21 protein-coding genes and 1 pseudogene are annotated in these 20,314 nt (G+C 32.9%); 14 read left to right on the plus strand and 8 right to left on the minus strand.

The window, feature by feature from the left end; translation table 11 throughout:
* The coding region (locus ACNQGO_RS05765; protein WP_417984643.1) for an IS3 family transposase at window positions 1-201 on the plus strand (201 nt) is incomplete at its 5' end.
* A 70-nt stretch (window positions 202-271) separates the two neighbouring features.
* Here the strand turns inward: ACNQGO_RS05765 and tpiA are convergent.
* The 4 genes from tpiA to ACNQGO_RS05785 form a co-directional block, all read right to left on the minus strand.
* On the minus strand, window positions 272-1,024 hold the full coding sequence (gene tpiA, locus ACNQGO_RS05770; RefSeq protein WP_417984644.1) for a triose-phosphate isomerase: 753 nt from the start codon (window positions 1,022-1,024) through the stop codon (window positions 272-274).
* A 54-nt stretch (window positions 1,025-1,078) separates the two neighbouring features.
* Window positions 1,079-1,576 (minus strand): TlpA family protein disulfide reductase, encoded by a 498-nt coding sequence (locus ACNQGO_RS05775; RefSeq protein ID WP_417984645.1) that lies wholly within the window; start codon window positions 1,574-1,576, stop codon window positions 1,079-1,081.
* Window positions 1,577-1,809: 233 nt separating this feature from the next.
* Window positions 1,810-2,910 carry a BT_3928 family protein gene (locus ACNQGO_RS05780; protein ID WP_417967829.1) on the minus strand — a complete coding sequence of 367 codons (1,101 nt, stop codon included), beginning with the start codon at window positions 2,908-2,910 and terminating at the stop codon, window positions 1,810-1,812.
* Window positions 2,911-2,928: 18 nt separating this feature from the next.
* Window positions 2,929-3,474, minus strand: a complete 546-nt coding sequence (locus tag ACNQGO_RS05785) for a DUF1599 domain-containing protein (protein ID WP_417967830.1) — start codon at window positions 3,472-3,474, stop codon at window positions 2,929-2,931.
* Window positions 3,475-3,562: 88 nt separating this feature from the next.
* Between ACNQGO_RS05785 and folP the strand changes: the two genes are divergently transcribed.
* A complete protein-coding gene (gene folP, locus ACNQGO_RS05790; RefSeq protein ID WP_417967832.1) occupies window positions 3,563-4,387 on the plus strand; it encodes a dihydropteroate synthase in 825 nt (274 codons plus the stop codon).
* A gap of 2 nt (window positions 4,388-4,389) precedes the next feature.
* Entirely contained in the window at window positions 4,390-5,019 is a 630-nt protein-coding gene (locus ACNQGO_RS05795) for a hypothetical protein (RefSeq protein ID WP_417984646.1), read from the plus strand.
* A 57-nt stretch (window positions 5,020-5,076) separates the two neighbouring features.
* Here ACNQGO_RS05795 and rlmH read toward each other — a convergent pair whose 3' ends face one another.
* The 3 genes and pseudogenes from rlmH to ACNQGO_RS05810 all read right to left on the minus strand — a co-directional run.
* Window positions 5,077-5,550, minus strand: a complete 474-nt coding sequence (gene rlmH / locus ACNQGO_RS05800; protein WP_417984647.1) for a 23S rRNA (pseudouridine(1915)-N(3))-methyltransferase RlmH — start codon at window positions 5,548-5,550, stop codon at window positions 5,077-5,079.
* Window positions 5,551-5,627: 77 nt separating this feature from the next.
* A complete protein-coding gene (locus ACNQGO_RS05805) occupies window positions 5,628-6,119 on the minus strand; it encodes a CIA30 family protein (RefSeq protein WP_417984648.1) in 492 nt (163 codons plus the stop codon).
* A gap of 20 nt (window positions 6,120-6,139) precedes the next feature.
* A pseudogene (locus ACNQGO_RS05810) lies at window positions 6,140-6,391 on the minus strand (hypothetical protein); the annotation flags it as partial.
* Between the two features lie 481 nt (window positions 6,392-6,872).
* On the opposite strand from ACNQGO_RS05810, the gene nadC reads away from it, so the two are divergent.
* The 4 genes from nadC (at window position 6,873) to priA (ending at window position 11,750) form a co-directional block, all read left to right on the plus strand.
* Window positions 6,873-7,730: a carboxylating nicotinate-nucleotide diphosphorylase gene (nadC, locus tag ACNQGO_RS05815; protein ID WP_417984649.1), complete on the plus strand. Its 858-nt coding sequence runs from the start codon at window positions 6,873-6,875 to the stop codon at window positions 7,728-7,730.
* On the plus strand, window positions 7,727-8,635 hold the full coding sequence (locus ACNQGO_RS05820) for a YihY/virulence factor BrkB family protein (protein WP_417967842.1): 909 nt from the start codon (window positions 7,727-7,729) through the stop codon (window positions 8,633-8,635). Before nadC ends, ACNQGO_RS05820 begins: the two co-directional genes overlap by 4 nt.
* A 135-nt stretch (window positions 8,636-8,770) precedes the next feature.
* On the plus strand, window positions 8,771-9,199 hold the full coding sequence (locus tag ACNQGO_RS05825; protein ID WP_309757181.1) for a DUF2147 domain-containing protein: 429 nt from the start codon (window positions 8,771-8,773) through the stop codon (window positions 9,197-9,199).
* 70 nt (window positions 9,200-9,269) lie between these two features.
* Window positions 9,270-11,750, plus strand: a complete 2,481-nt coding sequence (gene priA, locus ACNQGO_RS05830; RefSeq protein WP_417984650.1) for a replication restart helicase PriA — start codon at window positions 9,270-9,272, stop codon at window positions 11,748-11,750.
* A 9-nt stretch (window positions 11,751-11,759) separates the two neighbouring features.
* Here priA and ACNQGO_RS05835 read toward each other — a convergent pair whose 3' ends face one another.
* A complete protein-coding gene (locus tag ACNQGO_RS05835) occupies window positions 11,760-12,455 on the minus strand; it encodes a LytR/AlgR family response regulator transcription factor (protein ID WP_309757176.1) in 696 nt (231 codons plus the stop codon).
* Window positions 12,456-12,618: 163 nt separating this feature from the next.
* Between ACNQGO_RS05835 and rpsF the strand changes: the two genes are divergently transcribed.
* The 7 genes from rpsF (at window position 12,619) to ACNQGO_RS05870 (ending at window position 20,292) form a co-directional block, all read left to right on the plus strand.
* Window positions 12,619-12,960 (plus strand): 30S ribosomal protein S6, encoded by a 342-nt coding sequence (gene rpsF / locus ACNQGO_RS05840; protein ID WP_035671622.1) that lies wholly within the window; start codon window positions 12,619-12,621, stop codon window positions 12,958-12,960.
* A 5-nt stretch (window positions 12,961-12,965) separates the two neighbouring features.
* Window positions 12,966-13,262 carry a 30S ribosomal protein S18 gene (gene rpsR, locus ACNQGO_RS05845; RefSeq protein WP_066077030.1) on the plus strand — a complete coding sequence of 99 codons (297 nt, stop codon included), beginning with the start codon at window positions 12,966-12,968 and terminating at the stop codon, window positions 13,260-13,262.
* 159 nt (window positions 13,263-13,421) lie between these two features.
* On the plus strand, window positions 13,422-13,862 hold the full coding sequence (rplI, locus tag ACNQGO_RS05850) for a 50S ribosomal protein L9 (protein ID WP_417984651.1): 441 nt from the start codon (window positions 13,422-13,424) through the stop codon (window positions 13,860-13,862).
* Window positions 13,863-13,960: 98 nt separating this feature from the next.
* Entirely contained in the window at window positions 13,961-17,176 is a 3,216-nt protein-coding gene (locus ACNQGO_RS05855) for a TonB-dependent receptor (protein ID WP_417984652.1), read from the plus strand.
* 126 nt (window positions 17,177-17,302) lie between these two features.
* Window positions 17,303-17,776: a DUF6495 family protein gene (locus ACNQGO_RS05860; RefSeq protein WP_417984653.1), complete on the plus strand. Its 474-nt coding sequence runs from the start codon at window positions 17,303-17,305 to the stop codon at window positions 17,774-17,776.
* 74 nt (window positions 17,777-17,850) lie between these two features.
* Complete coding sequence (gene ligA, locus ACNQGO_RS05865; RefSeq protein ID WP_417984654.1) at window positions 17,851-19,848, plus strand: NAD-dependent DNA ligase LigA; 1,998 nt, start codon at window positions 17,851-17,853, stop codon at window positions 19,846-19,848.
* A gap of 6 nt (window positions 19,849-19,854) precedes the next feature.
* The gene (locus ACNQGO_RS05870; RefSeq protein WP_417947811.1) at window positions 19,855-20,292 is read left to right on the plus strand and encodes a hypothetical protein; all 438 of its coding nucleotides are present in this window, start codon (window positions 19,855-19,857) and stop codon (window positions 20,290-20,292) included.
* Window positions 20,293-20,314: the final 22 nt, after the last annotated feature.

Below are 20,314 nucleotides of genomic sequence, written 5' to 3' on the forward strand. Positions count from 1 at the left end.
AACTGTCTTGATAACGCAATTATTGAGAATTTCTTCGGTATATTAAAATCAGAATTGTTTTATCTGAAAAAATACACATCAATTGACCAATTAAAAGGGGAAATAAAGGAGTATATAAATTATTATAATAATGACAGAAGTAAGTCTAATTTAAACAAAATGAGCCCGATACAATATCGAGCTCATTATTATCAAAATTAATTATAAATTTGTCCAAACTTTTGGGTTCAGTCTAAAATCACCGCTTTTTTATAAAGTTTAAATATGAAATTTAGATAGCATTTACGATTGCTACAAAATCGTCTGCTTTTAGTGCAGCACCACCAATAAGACCACCGTCTACATCTGGTTTTGAGAATATTTCTTTGGCATTATCCGGTTTTACGCTTCCGCCGTAAAGGATAGAGACGCTTTCAGCAATGTGACTTCCAAAAGCTTTTCGAACTGTTTCTCTGATGAATTCATGCATTTCCTGTGCTTGTTCCGGAGAAGCTGTTTCTCCTGTCCCAATTGCCCAAACTGGCTCGTAAGCCAAAACAATACGTTCCCAATCTTTTGATTCGATATGAAACAATCCATCTCGCAATTGGTTTTCTACCACATTAAAATGATTTTCTGATTGGCGGTCTTTTAATTCTTCTCCAAAGCAAAAAATAACTGTCATGTCATGTTCCAAAGCTGTATTTACCTTATTAGCAATTAAAGCATCGGTTTCATTAAAAATCGCTCTGCGTTCTGAATGTCCTAAAATTACGATGTCTACTCCAACACTTTTTAACATATCTGCAGAAATTTCGCCAGTAAAGGCGCCACTTTCCGCTTCATGTACGTTCTGTGCAGCTACATCTATAGTAGTGAATTCTAAATGATCAACAGCAGTGGCTAAATTCACAAAGGTAGGAGCAACAATAACTTGGGCTTTTGTATCCGTAGGTATTTTTGCAATTAATTCATTTAACAAATCTTCAGTTTGCTCTGAATTTTTATGCATTTTCCAGTTTCCAGCAACAATCTTCTTTCTCATTGTAGTGATCTTTAATTTAATATTTTATATTTTAAATATTGTTTTTTATACCTGTTATTGTAGTTTTTTCAAAGTATCATTAATCTTGTCAAAATCAGTTTCAATGGCGCGGTACAAGACAATTTTACCATTTTTATTTACGATAATATACCTTGGAATCCAATCTACATCTATAGCTTTTGCAAATACACCTTTCATTTGATCATTGGCCATAAAATGATCTCCTTTTAATTCGTGTTTTTCAATACCTGCTTTCCATTTATCTGCCGTTTTATCCATAGAAAGAAATAGGTAGGATACGTTAGGGTTGTTCGCTTGTAAATCCTTAAGTTTTGGCATTGCTTTTACACAATCGCCGCACCAAGAAGCCCAAACTTCAATAACCAAAGTTTTTCCTTTGTATTTTTTTAAAATATTTTTGAATGAAACTTGGCTTCCATCTGTAGCTAATAATGTTGTCGAAAGCGCTTTTTTGGAGAATTCTGTTTTTTGTGCATTTGAAGTGCAGGAAAATGTTGCAAATGCAACCAGTAGTGCTATTATTTTTTTCATTTTAGATATGTTTTTAACAAAGTTAAACAAACAATTTGAATGCGGTATAAAGAACAAGAAATTTTGAAAACATTATTCGAAAATGATAATGCAATATCGTTATAGTTTGTTAATACTGTAATGATTTTAATTCTCTGGTTGTGTGTTGAAAGTATCGTGCTATTTATACAAATCAAAAGTCGTAAAGTTTCAAAAAAGAGACTTTACGACTTTAAATTTTGAAAGTCTATTTTTTAAAATTTTAAATCAGCGCTATCGTTGTGATGTACTTTTTGTACTATTGTTCCTTTTTCCAGTAAAACAAGACTTGGATTGGCTCTTTCGATCGTTTTTACAGTTATTGCATCACAAAAATAGAAGTCAAATGTCAATCCGAATTGTTTTTTTGCAGCAGCTATTTCTTCTGGTGAAGAGGCAGTCATTCCAACCACCTTGTATCCTTTGGCTGTAGCATCTTTATTTAGTTGCTCTAATTTTGCCATTCCATTTTGATCAGCATACGCTAAATCATAAGCGGTGATCAATAAGACTTTTGGAGCCTCAAGAAATTCCTCTTTAAAGTCAGAACCGTCTTTTTCCATTGTAAAATCATGGATAGGAGGAACGTATCCTTCTGTGATCACTTTGTCTTTTCGGTCAACGAAAACAGCCCCTTCTGGAATTGCCATCAAGTCTTTTTCAGTAAATTCTTTATCGACACCACCAACTTTGTAAATAAAGACCATTTCTACCACTGATTTTTCTGCTCCGTCAGGAATTCGCATTCCTTTTTGAATATTATTCCCCACTTTGTATGGTCGAAAATCTATTAACGGCAAATGATTTAAAACCCAAACGCCCATCAATGAGGACAAAACAATACTGGCATAAATAACTATGTTTTGTACATTATTGGTAAACAAAGGTTTCACCAATTTTTGATTGAAAAATAAGATCAAAATAAAGAAAAGTAAAACGATGTCCTTGGTAAACGATTGCCAAGGTGTCAGTTTTAAAGCATCACCAAAACAACCACAATCTTTTACCACATTAAAATAAGCAGAGTAAAAAGTTAGGAAAGTAAACAATACAATCAGAATTAATAAACTCCAAATCGTGAATTTAGTTTTGGAACCAATGAGCAACATAATACCCAGAACCACTTCAAGAATTACCAAAAATAAGGCTATCCCGAGTGCAAAGGGTACAAAAAACGGTATGTTGAAAACGGGTTCACTGAAATATTCGGCCAGTTTATAGGAAAACCCGATAGGGTCATTTAGTTTGATTAATCCTGAGATAATGAATAGGATACCAACGAAAATTCTAGAAAATTGAGTACTTATATTTTTCATAATGCGTTATTGCTTTTTTTATTTAGTTCCAAAACCCATTAGAATCAATGCGAAAATAGAATAATTAATCATGTCTTGATAATTAGCATCGATCCCTTCAGATACGAGAGTTTTTCCTTTATTGTCTTCAATTTGTTTGACGCGTAGTAGTTTTTGTAAAATTAAATCAGTTAGTGAACTTACACGCATTTCGCGCCAAGCTTCTCCATAATCATGATTTTTATCTTCCATTAAATCTTTGGTCAGTTTGACTTTGGCATCGTATAATTCAGTTGCTTTCGCCACCTCTAAATCAGGTTGATCTACTAATCCAAGTTCCAATTGTATCAAAGCCATAATCGAATAATTGATAATCCCTATGAATTCGCCCGTTTCATCTTCATCAATTTTACGAACCTCGTTTTCTTGTAAGCTTCTAATTCTTTGTGCTTTGATATAGATTTGATCCGTCAAGGAAGGCAGTCTTAAAATACGCCAAGCACATCCGTAATCTTTCATTTTATTGATAAACAGTGCACGACAAGTCGCAATTACTGAATCGTATTCTTTTGAAGTATTCTTCATTATTGGTGTATATTTGTATTCAAATTTTTTCAAAAATAAGATAATTTTTTTTAATGTAGATTCTTGATGTATTTAAAACTGTAAACGAATGACGATTAACTGCAAAGGTATACTTGTTGATCTTGTTGCCCCAAAAATAATGGGTATTTTGAATGTAACACCCAACTCTTTTTTTGATGGTGGTAAATATAAAAATGAAACTGAAATTCTATCTCAAGTAGAAAAAATGCTGCTCGATGGCGCTACTTTCATAGATGTTGGAGCCTATTCCAGCAAGCCAAATGCAGAATTCGTATCGGAACAAGAAGAAATTTCTAGAATTGTTCCAGTAGTAAATTTGATTCTAAAACATTTTCCAGAAACCATAATTTCGATTGACACCTTTAGAAGTGAAGTGGCAAAAGCTTCTATTGAAAGTGGTGCAGCTATCATAAACGATATTTCAGCCGGAAATTTGGACGAGAAAATGTTTGAGATAATAGCAAAATATAACGTTCCTTATATTATGATGCACATGCGTGGCAATCCGCAAACGATGCAAACATTGACAAATTATGAGGATATTGTAAAAGAAATGTTATTCTATTTTTCGGAGAAAGTGGCTATGGCAAGAAGTTTTGGAATTAATGATTTGATTATCGATCCGGGCTTTGGCTTTGCCAAAACAATAGCGCAAAATTACGAAGTTTTTCAAAAAATGGAATTGTTCAATATACTTGAACTTCCGCTTCTAATTGGAGTCTCCAGAAAATCCATGATTTATAAAACGCTAGATACTTCTATTGAAAATGCGTTAAACGGAACAACGGTTTTAAATACTTTAGCATTGACCAAAGGAGCCAAAATTTTGAGGGTTCACGATGTAAAAGAAGCCATGGAGTGTGTTACATTATTTAATAAAATCAATTTGTAAAAATGAAATATTATACTCTGATTGTTCTTTTTACTTTGTTTAGCTGTGGTAATAAAGAAGATGTTTTATTGCCAAAAGCCGCTGTAACAATTGTCAAAAATGTAGATGATCTCTCTCCAATCTATATTTTTTTTAGAACAAAAGGAAGAGATACGCTGGCTGAAGTAAACCGGAAGAACAGTATTATTTCGACTAATTGGATTCTGAATGTAGACAAGCGTTTGCCGTTGCGACTTGTTATTCCAGAAATTATGAAGTTGCAACAAAAAAAGCGTGAAGAAAAAGCACATAAGAATGAAAAAGCCGAAAACTATTATTCCTACGCCGATACGATTTGTAAAAACCTAGCTTTTATCCCTTTTACTGATGTGTTTTATACAATTGGAGAACCTGCGGCTGGTAATATGATTATTAGATTTGAAAAAAGAAATGATTTAGTGAAAGTTGGTGATAAAGTGATTCAAAAGAGTGAACTAGTGAATTATGTTTATAGTATAGCTCATATAGTTCAGCCTATTATATTCTTGGTTTTTGATAAAAATATGTCTTACGAAGAATATATTCAGACTAAAATTTTAGTTAGAAAATTTGATTCCTATAATGATGAAGTTCCAAAAGAATTCATCTACTAAAATTTTAAAACGTACCTTTTACTTTCTCAACTAATGATTACTGAAAACTGACTATTTTTACTGATGGTGATACGGTTCATTTCTCAAAATTGTGAAGCCGCGATACAATTGTTCGATAAAAAACAACCGCACCATTTGATGGGAGAACGTCATTAAAGACAGAGATATTTTGCCTTGTGCTTTGGCATAAACGGTATCCGAAAAACCATAAGGACCGCCAATAACAAAAACTAAAGTCTTTACTCCAGAGTTCATTTTCTTTTGTAACTCTTCTGAAAAACCTACACTAGAAAAATTTTTTCCGTTTTCGTCCAATAAAATCAATTGGTCTGTTGGCGTGATTTTAGCTAAAATCAATTCGCCTTCTTTTTCTTTTTGTTGACTTTCAGATAAGTTTTTTACGTTTTTGATATCGGGAATAATATCCAAATCAAATTTGATATAAAACGACAAACGCTTGGTATAATCATCAATCAATGATTGAAGGGATTTATTATCAGTTTTACCAATAGCAATCAATTTGATGTTCATATTTGATGTGTTTCTGAATCGCAAATATAAGGAACTTCAGCATTTTTTTAAATGAAAAAATATATTTGGTTCCTCTTTTATTCTAAAACAATAGCATCAATTAGTAATTCAAAAGATTCTTCTTTTTTGTTACCAATTAAGAAAGTGATTTCTGATACAGTTGTACCTTCGAAATTTTGTAAGTCTAAATTTTGGCCTCTAAATACTGGATACAATTTTGAGAATGGAATTTTAATAGTTTGCCAGTTAGTATCCGTTTTGAAGGGAAAAACATAAGAATGGGAATCATTTTTATTAGACTTCACTCGAAATTGATAAGTAGTTCCATCGCCTTTGATGCGGATAGAAAAATGAGTTGTTCCTATTAATTCAATTGGTTCAAGAACATATTTTACGGCACAGAAACCGCCGTTATTTGCTAACGAAACCTCACCTTCAAAAGCTCCCTCTCCGCCTGAATTCAGATAGAATTTACTTTTGGAAATGCCTCCCATGACAGAATCATTTACGATTTTCCAGTTTTGTAGGTTGCTTTTTAAATCAAAATCAAAGATGACAACAGGATACATTAGATTGGTTTTATATAAATTTATGATTTAGGTAAAGGAGCACCTACAGCAATATCGCATCTGTGGTTCGTTTGACCATGTGGCGGATTCATACCCTCAGGAGTTGGCGTTGTTGCAACCGCAGGTGCGGTTGGGACTACGGTAGGAACCGTTATCGATTGTGTTTGTTGTTGTTGTACTGCAGGTTTAGGTGTTGTTGTGGCTGGTGGAGAATTTAAAGGTGCGCCTACGGGAATATCGCAACGATGTGATGGTTGTCCATGTGCCGGATTTTTTCCATCGGCTACTGTAGCAGTAGTTGTAGGCATTACATTTGTTGAATTTACCTTGTTTGTTGGTTGTTGTGGCTGATTTGCTATGGCTTCATTTTTCATTTGGTTACCAACTTCAGTAAAGGGAACAACGTTTGTTGGTGTTGTGCTATTTTGAGCCTCTGTTTCTTTTTTACAAGAGGTCAATACAATCGATGATGCAAAAAGAAGTGTTAAAAAGGATTTCATGCTCTGTTTTTTAGTTTCACAATCAAATATAAGGATTTAATTAATAAACTACTCTAAGGAATAATTGATTTTATAAAGCTGAAGAAAGTGAATTTGATTGTATGCTTAAAAATAATAGTTTTAAACATTCCTTGTAAAAACGATTCTTTGTTGTAAGTCATTGAATTCCCTCTTTTTTTAAAATAACAAAGCATTCCTATTTTCAAATCCACAAAATATATCATACTTTAGCATTCTATAAATTTCTTATAAAATGATTAGCGATATACAGTTCAAAAATGAGTTAAATCTAGTGATACAAAATGCCATTCGGGAAGATGTAGGTCCTGGTGATTTTAGTTCTTTGGCTTGCATCCCATCGACAGCAATGGGGAAAGCAAAGTTATTGGTTAAGGAGAATGGTATTATTGCAGGTGTGGCTTTTGCTAAAATGATCTTTGAATTCGTTGACCCTACTTTGAAAATAGAAATTTTTATTGAGGACGGGAGTTTGGTTCAAAAAGGAGATGTCGTTTTTCATGTTTCTGGAAGTTCCCAATCTATCTTGAAAGCAGAACGGGTCGTTCTTAATTCCATGCAAAGAATGTCTGCAATAGCTACTAAAACGAAAGAATATGTTCGATTGTTAGAAGGAACTAAAGCTAAAATTCTTGATACACGCAAAACTACACCGGGATTTAGAGCTTGTGAAAAATGGGCAGTAAAAATTGGTGGTGGTGAAAATCATCGATTTGCTTTGTATGACATGATTATGCTAAAAGACAATCACAATGATTTTGCTGGAGGTATAACGTTGGCCATTACCAAAACTAAAGCTTTTTTAGAAGCAAATAACCTGGATTTAAAAATTATAGTCGAAGCAAGAAATCTAGATGAAATAGCCGAAATATTAGAAAATGAAGGCGTTTTTAGAATTTTAATTGATAATTTTAATTTTGGAGATACTAAAAAAGCAGTAGCTTTGATAGGCGATAAATGCCTGACTGAATCTTCTGGAAATATTAATGAAAACACTATTCGTCATTATGCAGAATGTGGTGTAGATTATATTTCTTCAGGAGCTTTAACACACTCTGTCTATAACATGGATTTGAGTTTAAAAGCGATATGAGTACAGAAATAGAGATTAAATTGCAAAGAATTCCAATAATTCGGAATTTAGTAAATGTGCTAAAAAAAGTTGAGCTTCCCTGGTTGCAAGGTTTATCATTATATGATTTGCTGGAACTGTACGGACTTGGAATTGTAGAAAGCGCTTTAACGTATCATGCTAGTGCTATTGCATTTAGTTTTTTTATGGCCTTATTTCCCTTTGCATTATTCATTTTAAATCTCATTCCATTTATACCTATTGAAGGTTTTCAGGAAGATTTTTTGTTGTTTGTAAAAGATGGCGTTCCGCCCAATACATACGATGCAATTTATAAAATCATTAGTGATATTCTAAACAATAGTGATTCTGGTTTGTTATCTTCTGGGTTTATATTGTCTATATTTTTGATGGCAAATGGATTAAACGGAATTTTAGGTGGTTTTGAAACCTCTAGGCACGTTCTAATTAAAAGAGGTTTTATTCGTCAGTATATAGTAGCATTAGGAATGTCCTTATTACTGTCACTTTTACTGATAGTTACAGTATCGATAATTGTTGTTTTTGAAGTACTTATACAAAAAACAGTATTCAGTGATCAAGTACAACTTATCGTTTTAGGACGTTACGCATTTGTTATTTTGATGATTTTAATAACTACATCTGTATTGTTCAAGTTTGGCACAAAACACGATAAAAACAGAGCATTTATATCTATAGGATCTGTGTTTACGACTATATTGATACTTTTAGATTCGTATGCTTTTGGGATATGGGTTATAAAATTTTCAAAATACAATGAATTATATGGTTCGATAGGTACATTATTGATTTTGATGTTTTACATTTGGATCAATTGTATGATTTTACTTTTGGGTTTTGAATTGAATGCAACAGTAAATAAGTTAAAGGTTAAAAATAAATAAATTATTAAAATTAAAAAAGGCTTCATAATAAGATGCTATTTCCTGATCCCGACATAAGAATACTTTTAAATCTGATCTACCTTTAGAGTAACAGAGAAAAATATTTTTACTAGAATCAGGGCTAAAAATTAAAAAATGAAAAACACTATTACAATTCTCGCTTTATTTATTTCAATGGCTTTTTATGCGCAAAGCCACAGTGTTATTGGTAAATGGAAGACCATTGATGATGAAACGGGCAAAGCAAAATCAGTTGTGGAAATTTACGAGCGTTCTGGTAAAATCTATGGCAAAATTGTAGATATAGTAGATGCCGAAAAGAGAAAAAGTTTATGTACTGCATGCTCTGGCGAGGAAAAAAACAAACCAGTAATGGGACTCGTTATCATCAAAGGACTCAAAAAAGACGGTAAAGAGTACAACGATGGAAAAATTTTAGATCCAACAACAGGAAAACTATACAAATGTTTTCTAGCGCTTGAAGGACATGACAAATTAAAAGTCCGCGGTTATATTGGCGTGTCATTATTTGGTAGAACACAAATCTGGAATAGAGTAAAATAATTATAAGTATTGAGGTATTGATGCAAAGCATTATAACTACTAGAAATTTATAACCAATACTAAAGTACAAATGCATTTCGTTGATGTAATTTTACCACTTTCACTAGCTAAAACCTTTACTTATAGCGTCTCTGAAGCAGAATTTCATTTTATAAAAATTGGAATGCGGCTAGCAGTTCCTTTTGGTAAAAGTAAAATCTACACAGCATTAGTAATTGATATACATCAAAACAAACCCGCTTTGTACGAAGCCAAGGAAATTCATCAAATTTTAGAGGAACAACCAATCGTTACTGAAATTCAAATTGCACATTGGAAATGGATTTCTTCCTATTATATGTGTTCCATTGGCGATGTATATCGAGGAGCTATGCCGAGTGCGCTTTTGCTGGAAAGTGAAACGGTAATTTCTCAAAAAACGAATACTATTGCAGATACTAGTCTGCTTTCTGATGATGAATTTTTAGTTTACGAAGCTTTGCAACAGCAAAGTGCTCTAAAAGTTCTGGATATTATTTCTATTCTGAACAAGAAGAATATCTTTCCTGTCATTCAAAAATTAATCGATAAAAATTTAGTTGTTTTACAAGAAGAAATTCAAGAAACGTACAAACCGAAAGTAGTACGTTATATTCGTTTGCATTCTAAATATGAATCAAATGCAGGATTAGGCGATTTGTTAGAGTTACTCAAAAATGCCACTAAACAGAAAGAAATTGTACTACACTATTTTCAATTAATTGCTGTCGAAAAGACCCGAGGCGAAGCCGAGCAGAGCGGAGCTAAACCAATTACAGTGAAAAAACTTCTTGAAACGGCTAATTCTTCTACAGCCATTATTAAAGCATTAATTGAAAAAGAGATATTCGAAGATTATTTTATTCAAGAAGATCGCGTGCATTTTAACGGAAAAATTTGGGAAGATCAATTGCTACTCAGCACGGCTCAACAAATAGCGTTTGAAGGGATTAAAGCAAGTTTTATTCAAAAAGATGTTTCTTTATTGCATGGCGTTACTTCGAGCGGAAAAACAGAAATTTATATTAAATTAATCCAAGAATATTTACAAACTGGAAAACAAATCTTGTATTTGTTACCTGAAATTGCTTTAACGACACAGTTAGTTGGTCGTTTGCGAACTTATTTTGGAAATAAAGTAGCCGTTTTTCATTCTAAATACAGCAACAACGAACGGGTTGAAGTTTGGAACCAAGTTCTGATCAATTCTGAGAAAGCACAAGTGGTAATTGGAGCAAGGTCGTCTTTGTTTTTACCTTTTTACAACCTCGGATTCATAATTGTTGATGAGGAACACGAACAAACTTTTAAACAAGTCGATCCCGCACCGCGGTATCATGCAAGGGACGCTGCTATTGTTTTGGCGCAATCACATCACGCAAAAGTACTTTTGGGTTCGGCTACGCCAAGTATTGAAACCTATTTTAATGCCAAATCAGATAAATTTGGTCTCGTAGAAATAACGGAACGTTTTGGAAACGTATTGATGCCTACAATTGAATTGGTAGATTTAAAAGACAAGTACTTTCGTAAAAAAATGATAGGACATTTTAGTGATGTTTTAATTGAAGCAATAAATACTGCATTATCATTAGGAGAGCAAGTGATTTTATTTCAAAACCGACGGGGTTATTCACCTATTATTGAATGCATTACTTGTGGTCACGTGCCGCAATGCCAGCAATGCGATGTAAGTTTAACGTATCATAAACATAAAAATCAATTGCGTTGTCATTATTGCGGATTTACCATGGCTAAACCTACGCATTGCCAAGCTTGTTCTAGTGTTGATTTGACTACAAAAGGTTTTGGAACGGAGCAAATAGAGCAGGAGCTGATCACTATTTTCCCTAACGCAAAAATTGGGAGGATGGATCAGGATACAACTCGAGGTAAATTTGGTTTCGAAAAAATCATCGACAGTTTTAAGAATAGGGAAATGGATGTTTTAGTAGGTACCCAAATGCTCGCTAAGGGTCTGGATTTTGATAATGTTAGTTTGGTTGGGATTATGAATGCCGATAATATGTTGTACCATCCAGATTTTAGGGCATTTGAAAGAAGTTTTCAAATGATGACACAAGTTGCAGGTAGAGCAGGACGCGCCGCTAAGCAGGGGAAAGTAGTGATTCAAACCTATAATCCCGCCCATAATACCATTCAGCAAGTGACCAATACGGATTATGTAGGGATGTATAAGGAGCAGCTGTATGACCGCCAGATTTATAAATATCCTCCGTATTTTAGGATTATAAAGCTCACCTTGAAACAACGTGATTTTGATAAATTAAAAGAAGGTTCGATGTGGTTGTATCAAGTATTAAGTCAAAATTTAAATATGCCCGTGTTAGGACCTGAAGAACCAGCAATTAGCCGAATTAGGAATGAATACATACGAACAATCATTATTAAAATACCACAAAATATATCGATAGTAACCACAAAAAAAACTATCCAAAAAATATTGAATAGTTTTGAGGCGATAGCTCAATACAGAGCTATAAAGGTTTCGTTAAATGTAGATTTTTATTAAAACCAATGCTTATGAAACGGCAAGTGCTTTTACTAAATCTTCTTTTTTATGGCGGCTTAATGGAATTTTAGTTACCCCAATTTCAGCAAACTTACTATTAAATCGTTCTACTTTATCAATATTAATGATGTATGATTTATGAACACGAACAAATTTTTCCTTAGGTAAATCGCTTTCAAAAGCTTTCATGGTAGAAAGTACTAGATTGCTATCTTCTTCGGTAACAACTCTAACGTAATCACCAAAGGCTTCAATCCATTTTATTTTAGAAGTGAATATTTTTAACTTTTTTAGATTACTTTTTATAAAAATATGTTCGCCTTCTTCTTCTTTATTTTCTTTCTTTAACAAATGCAAATCGATAGCTCTTTTCACCGATGCGTTGAACCGATCGATTGCAATAGGTTTTTGCAAGTAATCCGTGGCATCATAATCAAAAGCTTTCATCGCATACTCTGCTTTTGAAGTAATGAAAACAATTTGTGGTTTAACTTTGAGTCCATCTAAGAAATCAAAACCGCTAATAACAGGCATCTCTATATCTAAGAAAATAAGATCTACATTATGAATAGACATACAACTCCTGGCTTCAATTGCATTTGAAAAATCACCAATTAAATTCAGATTTTGATGATTATTTACTAACTTTGCGATAATCATTCTTTGTATAGAACTATCATCTACTACAACACAGTTTAGTTTCATAAATTTGATTTTTAGCTTTGACTGAGTAAATATATTACTTTTTCGGATATCTACCATCAATTAAGCGGATTTTTTTACCTTACATCGAATAAAATCAAATCAAACTTGTTTTCTAAGTTTTATTGATTACTTTTGCACCCAAATAACAAATAAATATATATTTATGAATCATTATGAAACTGTTTTCATTTTAAATCCCGTTTTATCTGAAGTTCAGGTAAAGGAAACAGTAAGCAAATTTGAAGATTTTCTTACTAGTAGAGGAGCAGAAATGGTGTCTAAAGAAGACTGGGGCCTTAAAAAAATGGCTTACGAAATTCAAAACAAAAAATCTGGTTTTTACCACCTTTTCGAATTCAAAGTAGCTGGAGAAGTTCTGATTGCTTTTGAAACTGAATTTAGACGTGACGAAAGAGTTATGCGTTTCTTGACTGTAAGTCTTGACAAACACGCTATTTCTTGGGCTGAAAGAAGAAGAACTAAATTAAAATCTACAAAAGCTTAATTATCATGGCAACATTACAACAATCGGCTTCAGGAAAAAAAGACGGAGATATCAGATATCTTACGCCTTTGAACATAGAAACAAACAAACAAAAGAAATATTGTCGTTTCAAAAAATCAGGAATCAAATATATTGATTATAAAGATGCTGATTTCTTATTGAAATTTGTTAATGAGCAAGGAAAAATTCTTCCTCGTCGTTTAACAGGTACTTCATTAAAATACCAAAGAAAAGTTTCAGTTGCTGTGAAAAGAGCACGTCACTTAGCTTTAATGCCATATGTGGCGGATTTACTTAAATAATTATTAAAATCAGTTGTTGGTTTTCTGAAACATGAAATCGCTTTCAAAAAAAGAGTTTGTTGTAAAACAAACAAAATTTAAAAAGCGATAACATATGTTACCTATAAAAAGTAACATTTAAACATATGAAACCTAACTTCTATAACAAAGGACAACAACATGGAACTTATTTTAAGACAAGACGTTCAAAATTTAGGATTTAAAGATGATATCGTTTCTGTGAAAAATGGATACGGTCGTAACTTTTTAATACCACAAGGTTTTGCTCATTTAGCTACTTCATCTGCAAAGAAAGTATTAGCTGAAAACCTAAAACAAAGAGCGCATAAAGAAGCTAAAGTAGTTGCTGATGCAAAATCATTAGCAGAAGCATTAAAAGCTATCGAAATTAAAATCTTTGCAAAAGCAGGTGGTGAAAAATTATTTGGTTCAATTACCAATATAGATATCGCAATAGCTTTAGCTAAAGGTGGTCAAAACATTGATAGAAAATTCATAACTAGCGGAATCGTTAAGCGTACTGGTAAATATACTGCTAGTGTTCGTTTGCACAGAGATGTTATCGTTGAATTAGATTACGAAATTGTTGCAGAAAAATAAAAAAACATTAACTTTCTGTTAATAAAATATTAAAATCACTCTTCGGAGTGATTTTTTTTTGCCTAATTTTGCACCACAAATAACACACAAACAAACAAATGAAAAAAATTATCACACTACTGCTGATTTTTTGTAGTTCTGTTACCATATTGGGGCAAACGACAACATCAAGTATTAAAGGAATTGTAAAAAGTACTGCGGGTGAAACACTTCCAGCTGCTTCTATTTTAGCTATTCATACTCCTACAGGTTCAAAGTACTCGGGAGTTTCAAATGAAGATGGTAGATACAATATGCTAAATATGCGTATTGGCGGGCCCTACAAAATTACCATTTCCTTTGTAGGTTATGAATCTCAAGTATACAATGAAGTATATTTAGAGTTAGGTAAACCATTAATTTTGGATGCGCAACTAAATGATGTGAGTCAGCAACTGACGGAAGTAAAAGTTACAGGTTCTAAGAATAAAGTATTCGGTAATGGAAGAACAGGTGCCGAAACTACTATTGGAAGGAAAGAATTAACTTCGTTGCCAACAATATCAAGGTCAGCGGATGATTTTACACGTTTAGAGCCATCTGCAAATGGAGGTTCTTTTGGAGGACGTAATGATCAATACAACAGTTACTCTTTAAACGGAGCTGTTTTTAACAATCCATTCGGATTAGATGCTGCTACTCCGGGAGGACAAACTGGTTCGCAACCTATTTCATTAGATGCAATAGAGCAAATTCAGGTTGCTACAGCACCTTATGATGTAACGTTATCTGGTTTTACTGGTGCATCTGTAAATGCAGTTACTAAATCAGGTACCAATGAATTTCATGGAACTGCTTATGCTTTCTTTAGAAATCAAGATCTAACAGGAAGTAAAATAAAAGGACAAGAGATTTTTGTACCTTCTTTAGAACAAACGCAAGCTGGTTTTAGCTTCGGAGGTCCGATAGTAAAAGACAAATTGTTTTTCTTTGCCAATTATGAAATCGATAAGCGCAGTGACTTAGGATCTAATTTTGTTGCTAATAATGGTGATGGTGTAACAGGTGTAAATGAATCAAGAGTTTTAGAATCTGATTTGGTTGCAGTATCTGCTGCTTTAAGTAGATTGGGATACAATACAGGAGCTTACCAAGGTTTTAAACATAATACCAATTCTAATAAAGGGATTATAAAATTAGATTGGAACATTAATGACAACAATAAGCTTGCTGTTATTTATAACTTTTTGAATGCAGCAAAAGACAAACCAGCTCATCCATCTGCTTTAGGATTTAGAGGTCCAGACGCAAACACACTTCAATTCGAAAAATCAGGATATCAAATTAACAACGAATTAAGATCTGTCTTGGTGGAGTTAAACTCAAAAATAAGTGAAACTGTTTCTAATAAATTACAAGCAGGTTATACTCATTTTAATGATTTTAGAAATCCTTTTTCTGAACCAGCTCCGGTAATAAATATTCAAAGTAATGGTTCAAATTATATCATTGCTGGTCACGAACCTTTTTCAATAAACAATACATTAGATCAAAAAGTATTTCAAATCACGAATAATTTAAGTTATAATGTAGGGAAACATGCTTTTACTTTTGGTGCTTCTTTTGAGAAATATCAATTTGAAAATTCATTTAATTTAGGTGGTTATGATCGTTTTGTATTCCCTTATCGAGGGACTTTTAATATTCCTGGTTTTGGTGGTCCTTATCCAAGTGTTCAATCTTTCTTGGATGATGCTGCGGATCCTAATGGAGTTATAAAACAAAATTTATTATTTGCACAAACTACTAATAAAGCTAAGAACAACTTTGAAGTAGGTGCAGATAATGGATGGAAATTAGCTGAGCTTAATGTAGGTCAAGCTGCATTATATGCTCAAGATGATTGGAATATTACAGATAATTTAAAACTTTCATTAGGATTAAGAGTTGACAAACCGTTGTATTTTGATACTTCTGATTTGATTCAGAAATATATTACTACTCAAAACGGTGCAACTAGAGATAATAGTATTTTGTACTATAATCCTAAAACGAAGACTAACGAACCTTTAATTTCTACAACATTACCTACTGATAAATTATTGTGGTCTCCTAGATTTGGTTTCAATTGGGATGTAAAAGGTGATAAAACAACACAATTGCGTGGGGGTTCTGGAATTTTTACAGGAAAACTTCCTTTCGTATGGTTAGGAAATCAAGTAAGTGGTGCTGATGATGGTTTCTTGCAAATTATGGATAAAGACTTTAAATGGCCACAAGTATGGAGAAGTAGTTTAGGTTTAGATCACCGTTTCAAATATAATTATATTGCTACACTTGATGTTGCTTATAACAAAGATATTAATGGGGTACACGTTCAAAACTGGGGATTGAGAACGCCATCCGGTATATTAGCGGGAACTGATAATAGAGCCATTTACACTGATTCGGATAAAATTTATGATAATACTCCAGTTTCCGATGGTGGACCTAAGCCTATTGGTGCTTTCGTCATGACAAATTCTAATAAAGGATATGTTTTAAATACATCAGTTAAGCTTCAAAAAACTTTTGATAATGGTTCGTATGGTAGTGTAGCGTATAATTACTTAGTTGCTAAAGATGTGAACTCTATCGAAGCTGAAATTACGGGTGATGCTTTTGCATTTAATCCAGCTTTAGGGAATGTAAATAATGCAGTTCTATCTAATTCTAAATATGGAGATACACACCGTTTTATTGGTGTAGGTTCTAAGAAATGGAAATATGGGTCTAATGATGCTTGGGCTACTACAATATCAACTTTCTTTGAGTATGCTCAAGGTGGACGTTTTAATTACATCTATGGTGGTGATGTGAATAATGATGGTTCACCTACTAATGATTTAATTTTTGTACCTACAACAGCCCAAATTGGTGCAATGACGTTTAGCGCTCCAGGTCAAGGCGCTGCTTTTGATGCTTTTATCAGTCAAGATAAATATTTAAGCGGTAGAAGGGGTCAGTATGCAGAGCGCTACGGAGCTTTAGCGCCATGGAGAGGAAAATGGGATATGAAATTAATCCAAGATTATAATTTTAAACCTTCTTCAAGTTCAGATAAAACAAATACAATTCAGTTTAGTGTTGATATCTTAAATGTTGGAAATTTATTAAATTCAGATTGGGGATTAGTACAAGTTCCTACTAGTATACAACCAATAGGAGTTTCTGTTGATCAAAACACAAAAGAGCCTACTTACACTTTTAATGGAACCCAAACTAAAACATTCAATTACGACGCTAGTTTATTGTCCAGATGGCAAGCGCAATTTGGAATTAGATATATTTTCTAATCTTTATAAATAGTTCTTAAAAGCCTTCTTGAAAAAGAAGGCTTTTTTGTTTTTAAAATTATAAATTTGCACGCATTTTTATATTCAATAAAGACTATAATAGGAAATACAGCAAAATTATATTTCATGAAATATTCAAGATTAACAAAAGAACAATTTGAAGAATTAACACAAGAATTTACAAATTTTCTAGCTACTCAAGCAATAGATAAAGCAGAGTGGGACAAGATTAAGGCAGAAAAGCCAGAAGTTGCAGAGCAAGAGCTAGATGTATTTTCCGATTTGATCTGGGAAGGTGTTCTGTCAAAAGCAACGTATTTAGAACATTTTTCTAAAAATCATATTTTCCTATTTCATTGTTTTGATACGTATGTGCAGTCCATTGTTTTGAAATCATTAGTTACCGATGTTGATTTTTTAACTAAAGATGGTTTACAATGGCTTAGCGATAATATGTTTACCGAAACTATCGAAATGAAAATAGGAAAAAAAGAGTTTACTGAGGAACGCAATAGTTCTATTTTTGAGTTGATTCAGCAAGGTTCATTCCTAAGTGACGGTCAGTTATACCAACAAATAAATACGATTATCACCTCGTAATTGTATTGCTATTTATTTTTAATTGGTTATTTTAGTACACTTTTTCAAAACTAAAATAGCCAATTTTTATTTCTATGGATATTCAAAATTCAATTCAAAAATTAAGGGAAGAATTAAACCAACACAACTATAATTATTATGTGTTGGACACACCATTAATTTCAGATTTTGATTTTGATTTAAAATTAAAAGAACTTCAAGATTTAGAAAATAAATACCCGGAATATTTTGATGCCAATTCACCATCTCAGCGAGTGGGGGGTGCTATTACAAAAAATTTTCAAACAGTAGCTCACGACCATCGCATGTATTCCTTAGATAATTCCTATTCGAAGGAAGATTTAATAGAGTGGGAAAATCGTATTCAAAAAGTTTTAGGGGCAGTCCCTCTCGAATATACGTGTGAATTGAAATATGATGGTGCATCAATAAGTATTACTTATGAAAACGGACAATTAAAACGTGCCGTGACTCGAGGAGATGGTTTCCAAGGGGATGATGTTACCAACAATATTAAAACCATAAAATCGATTCCGTTGCAATTGAAAGGCAATTTTCCGGCTATATTTGATGTTCGTGGTGAAATTATTTTACCATTTGCTGCTTTCGAAAAAATGAATCAAGATTTGATAGAAATTGGTGAAACACCGTATTCTAATCCCAGGAATACAGCTTCTGGTAGTTTAAAATTGCAAGATAGTGCCGAGGTGGCCAAAAGATCCTTAGATTGTCTCCTGTATTTTTTAATTGGAAATAACCTTCCTTTTCAATCACAGTTTGATGGATTGCAAACTGCCAGAAATTGGGGTTTTAAAGTTCCAAAGGAAACTAAACTAGCTCAAAATTTATCAGAGGTTTTCGAATTTATAGCATTTTGGGATGTTCATAGGCACAATCTGCCATATGAAACAGATGGAGTTGTGATCAAAGTAAATTCTTTTCACCATCAAGAGGAATTAGGGTATACTGCAAAATCACCGCGTTGGGCTATTGCCTATAAATTCAAATCAGAACAAGTTGCTACACGGTTGAATTCAATTTCCTATCAAGTAGGTCGCACCGGATCTATAACTCCTGTCGCCAATTTAGAACCAGTGCAATTAGCGGGAACAATTGTAAAAAGAGCTTCGTTACACAATGCAGATCAAATTGAAAAATTAGACATTCGAATAGATGATACTGTTTTTGTAGAAAAAGGAGGAGAGATCATTCCTAAGATTATAGCTGTTGATTTAAGCAAACGCCCAGGAAATACAGAGCCAACAAAATACATTACACAATGCCCGGAATGTCAGACTGAATTAGTGAGAAGTCAAGGCGAAGCAAACCATTATTGTCCTAACTTTTATGGTTGTCCACCGCAGATTATAGGGAGGATCCAGCATTTTATTTCAAGGAAAGCAATGGATATAGAAGGACTTGGAGGCGAAACGGTAGCTTTGCTTTTCAATAATGGATTGGTTCATAATTATGCTGATTTATATGAATTGACAGTAGATCAAATTCTTCCTTTGGAGCGAATGGCTCAAAAATCAGCTGAAAATTTGGTAAAAGGAGTAGCAAACTCAGTACACATACCTTTCGAAAGTGTCTTGTTTGCATTAGGCATTCGATTCGTGGGAGAAACGGTCGCTAAAAAACTGGCCAAGCATTATAAAAATATTGACGCCTTGAGTCACGCATCGGTATCCGATTTGGTTTTAGTCGATGAAATTGGAGATCGAATTGCGCAAAGTGTAGTTGAATTCTTTGAAAATCAAGAAAATATAGTAATCATTGAGAGGCTCAAGAAATTCGATATTCAATTTGAAATTATAGAGAAGATAAATCTAAATGCTACTGAAAAACTTTCCGGAAAAATCTTTATAGTTTCAGGAGTTTTCGAAAAATTTTCTCGTGATGATTTAAAAAAGGCAATTGAAGATAATGGAGGAAAAGTAGGAAGTTCTATTTCTGCTAAAACAGATTATGTAGTTGCAGGTGATAGTATGGGTCCAGCCAAATTAGAAAAAGCGAATAAACTAAATGTTTCAATAATTTCAGAAGATGATTTTATGAATTTAATTCAGTGAAAAAACATGAAAATACAAACCCCAAAAAATAGTTTTTTTCAAGACAAGACCATTGTTTGGTTGTTTTTTGCGGTTGTTATTGTTGAAGTTTTAGCTAATCTATTTTCATTTGAAGCAATTGTTTTTGCATTCAAACCATTGGTAGCACTACTGTTAATGTATTTGTATTGGATAAGTTCTAAGGAAAGAAGTTGGCTTTTTTTATGTACTCTGTTTTTTTTGTTGTTGACCAGTATTCTTATTCTTTTTGATTCAGAACTCTTTTTAAATATAGGATTGGTTAGTATTCTGATTCATAGGATGTTAATTATATTTTGTGTCGTTAAATTAAACAAAATAAAAGATTTTGTGCCAGTTATAATCGCGACTGTTCCCTTTATTTTTGTTTTTTCATATTTACTCACCATTTCAGATGAAATTACAAAAGACAGTTTTTTCCGTTAGTAGTGCAAAACATTTTAGTATC

This window comes from Flavobacterium frigidum (assembly GCF_048286735.1).
Classification (GTDB): domain Bacteria; phylum Bacteroidota; class Bacteroidia; order Flavobacteriales; family Flavobacteriaceae; genus Flavobacterium.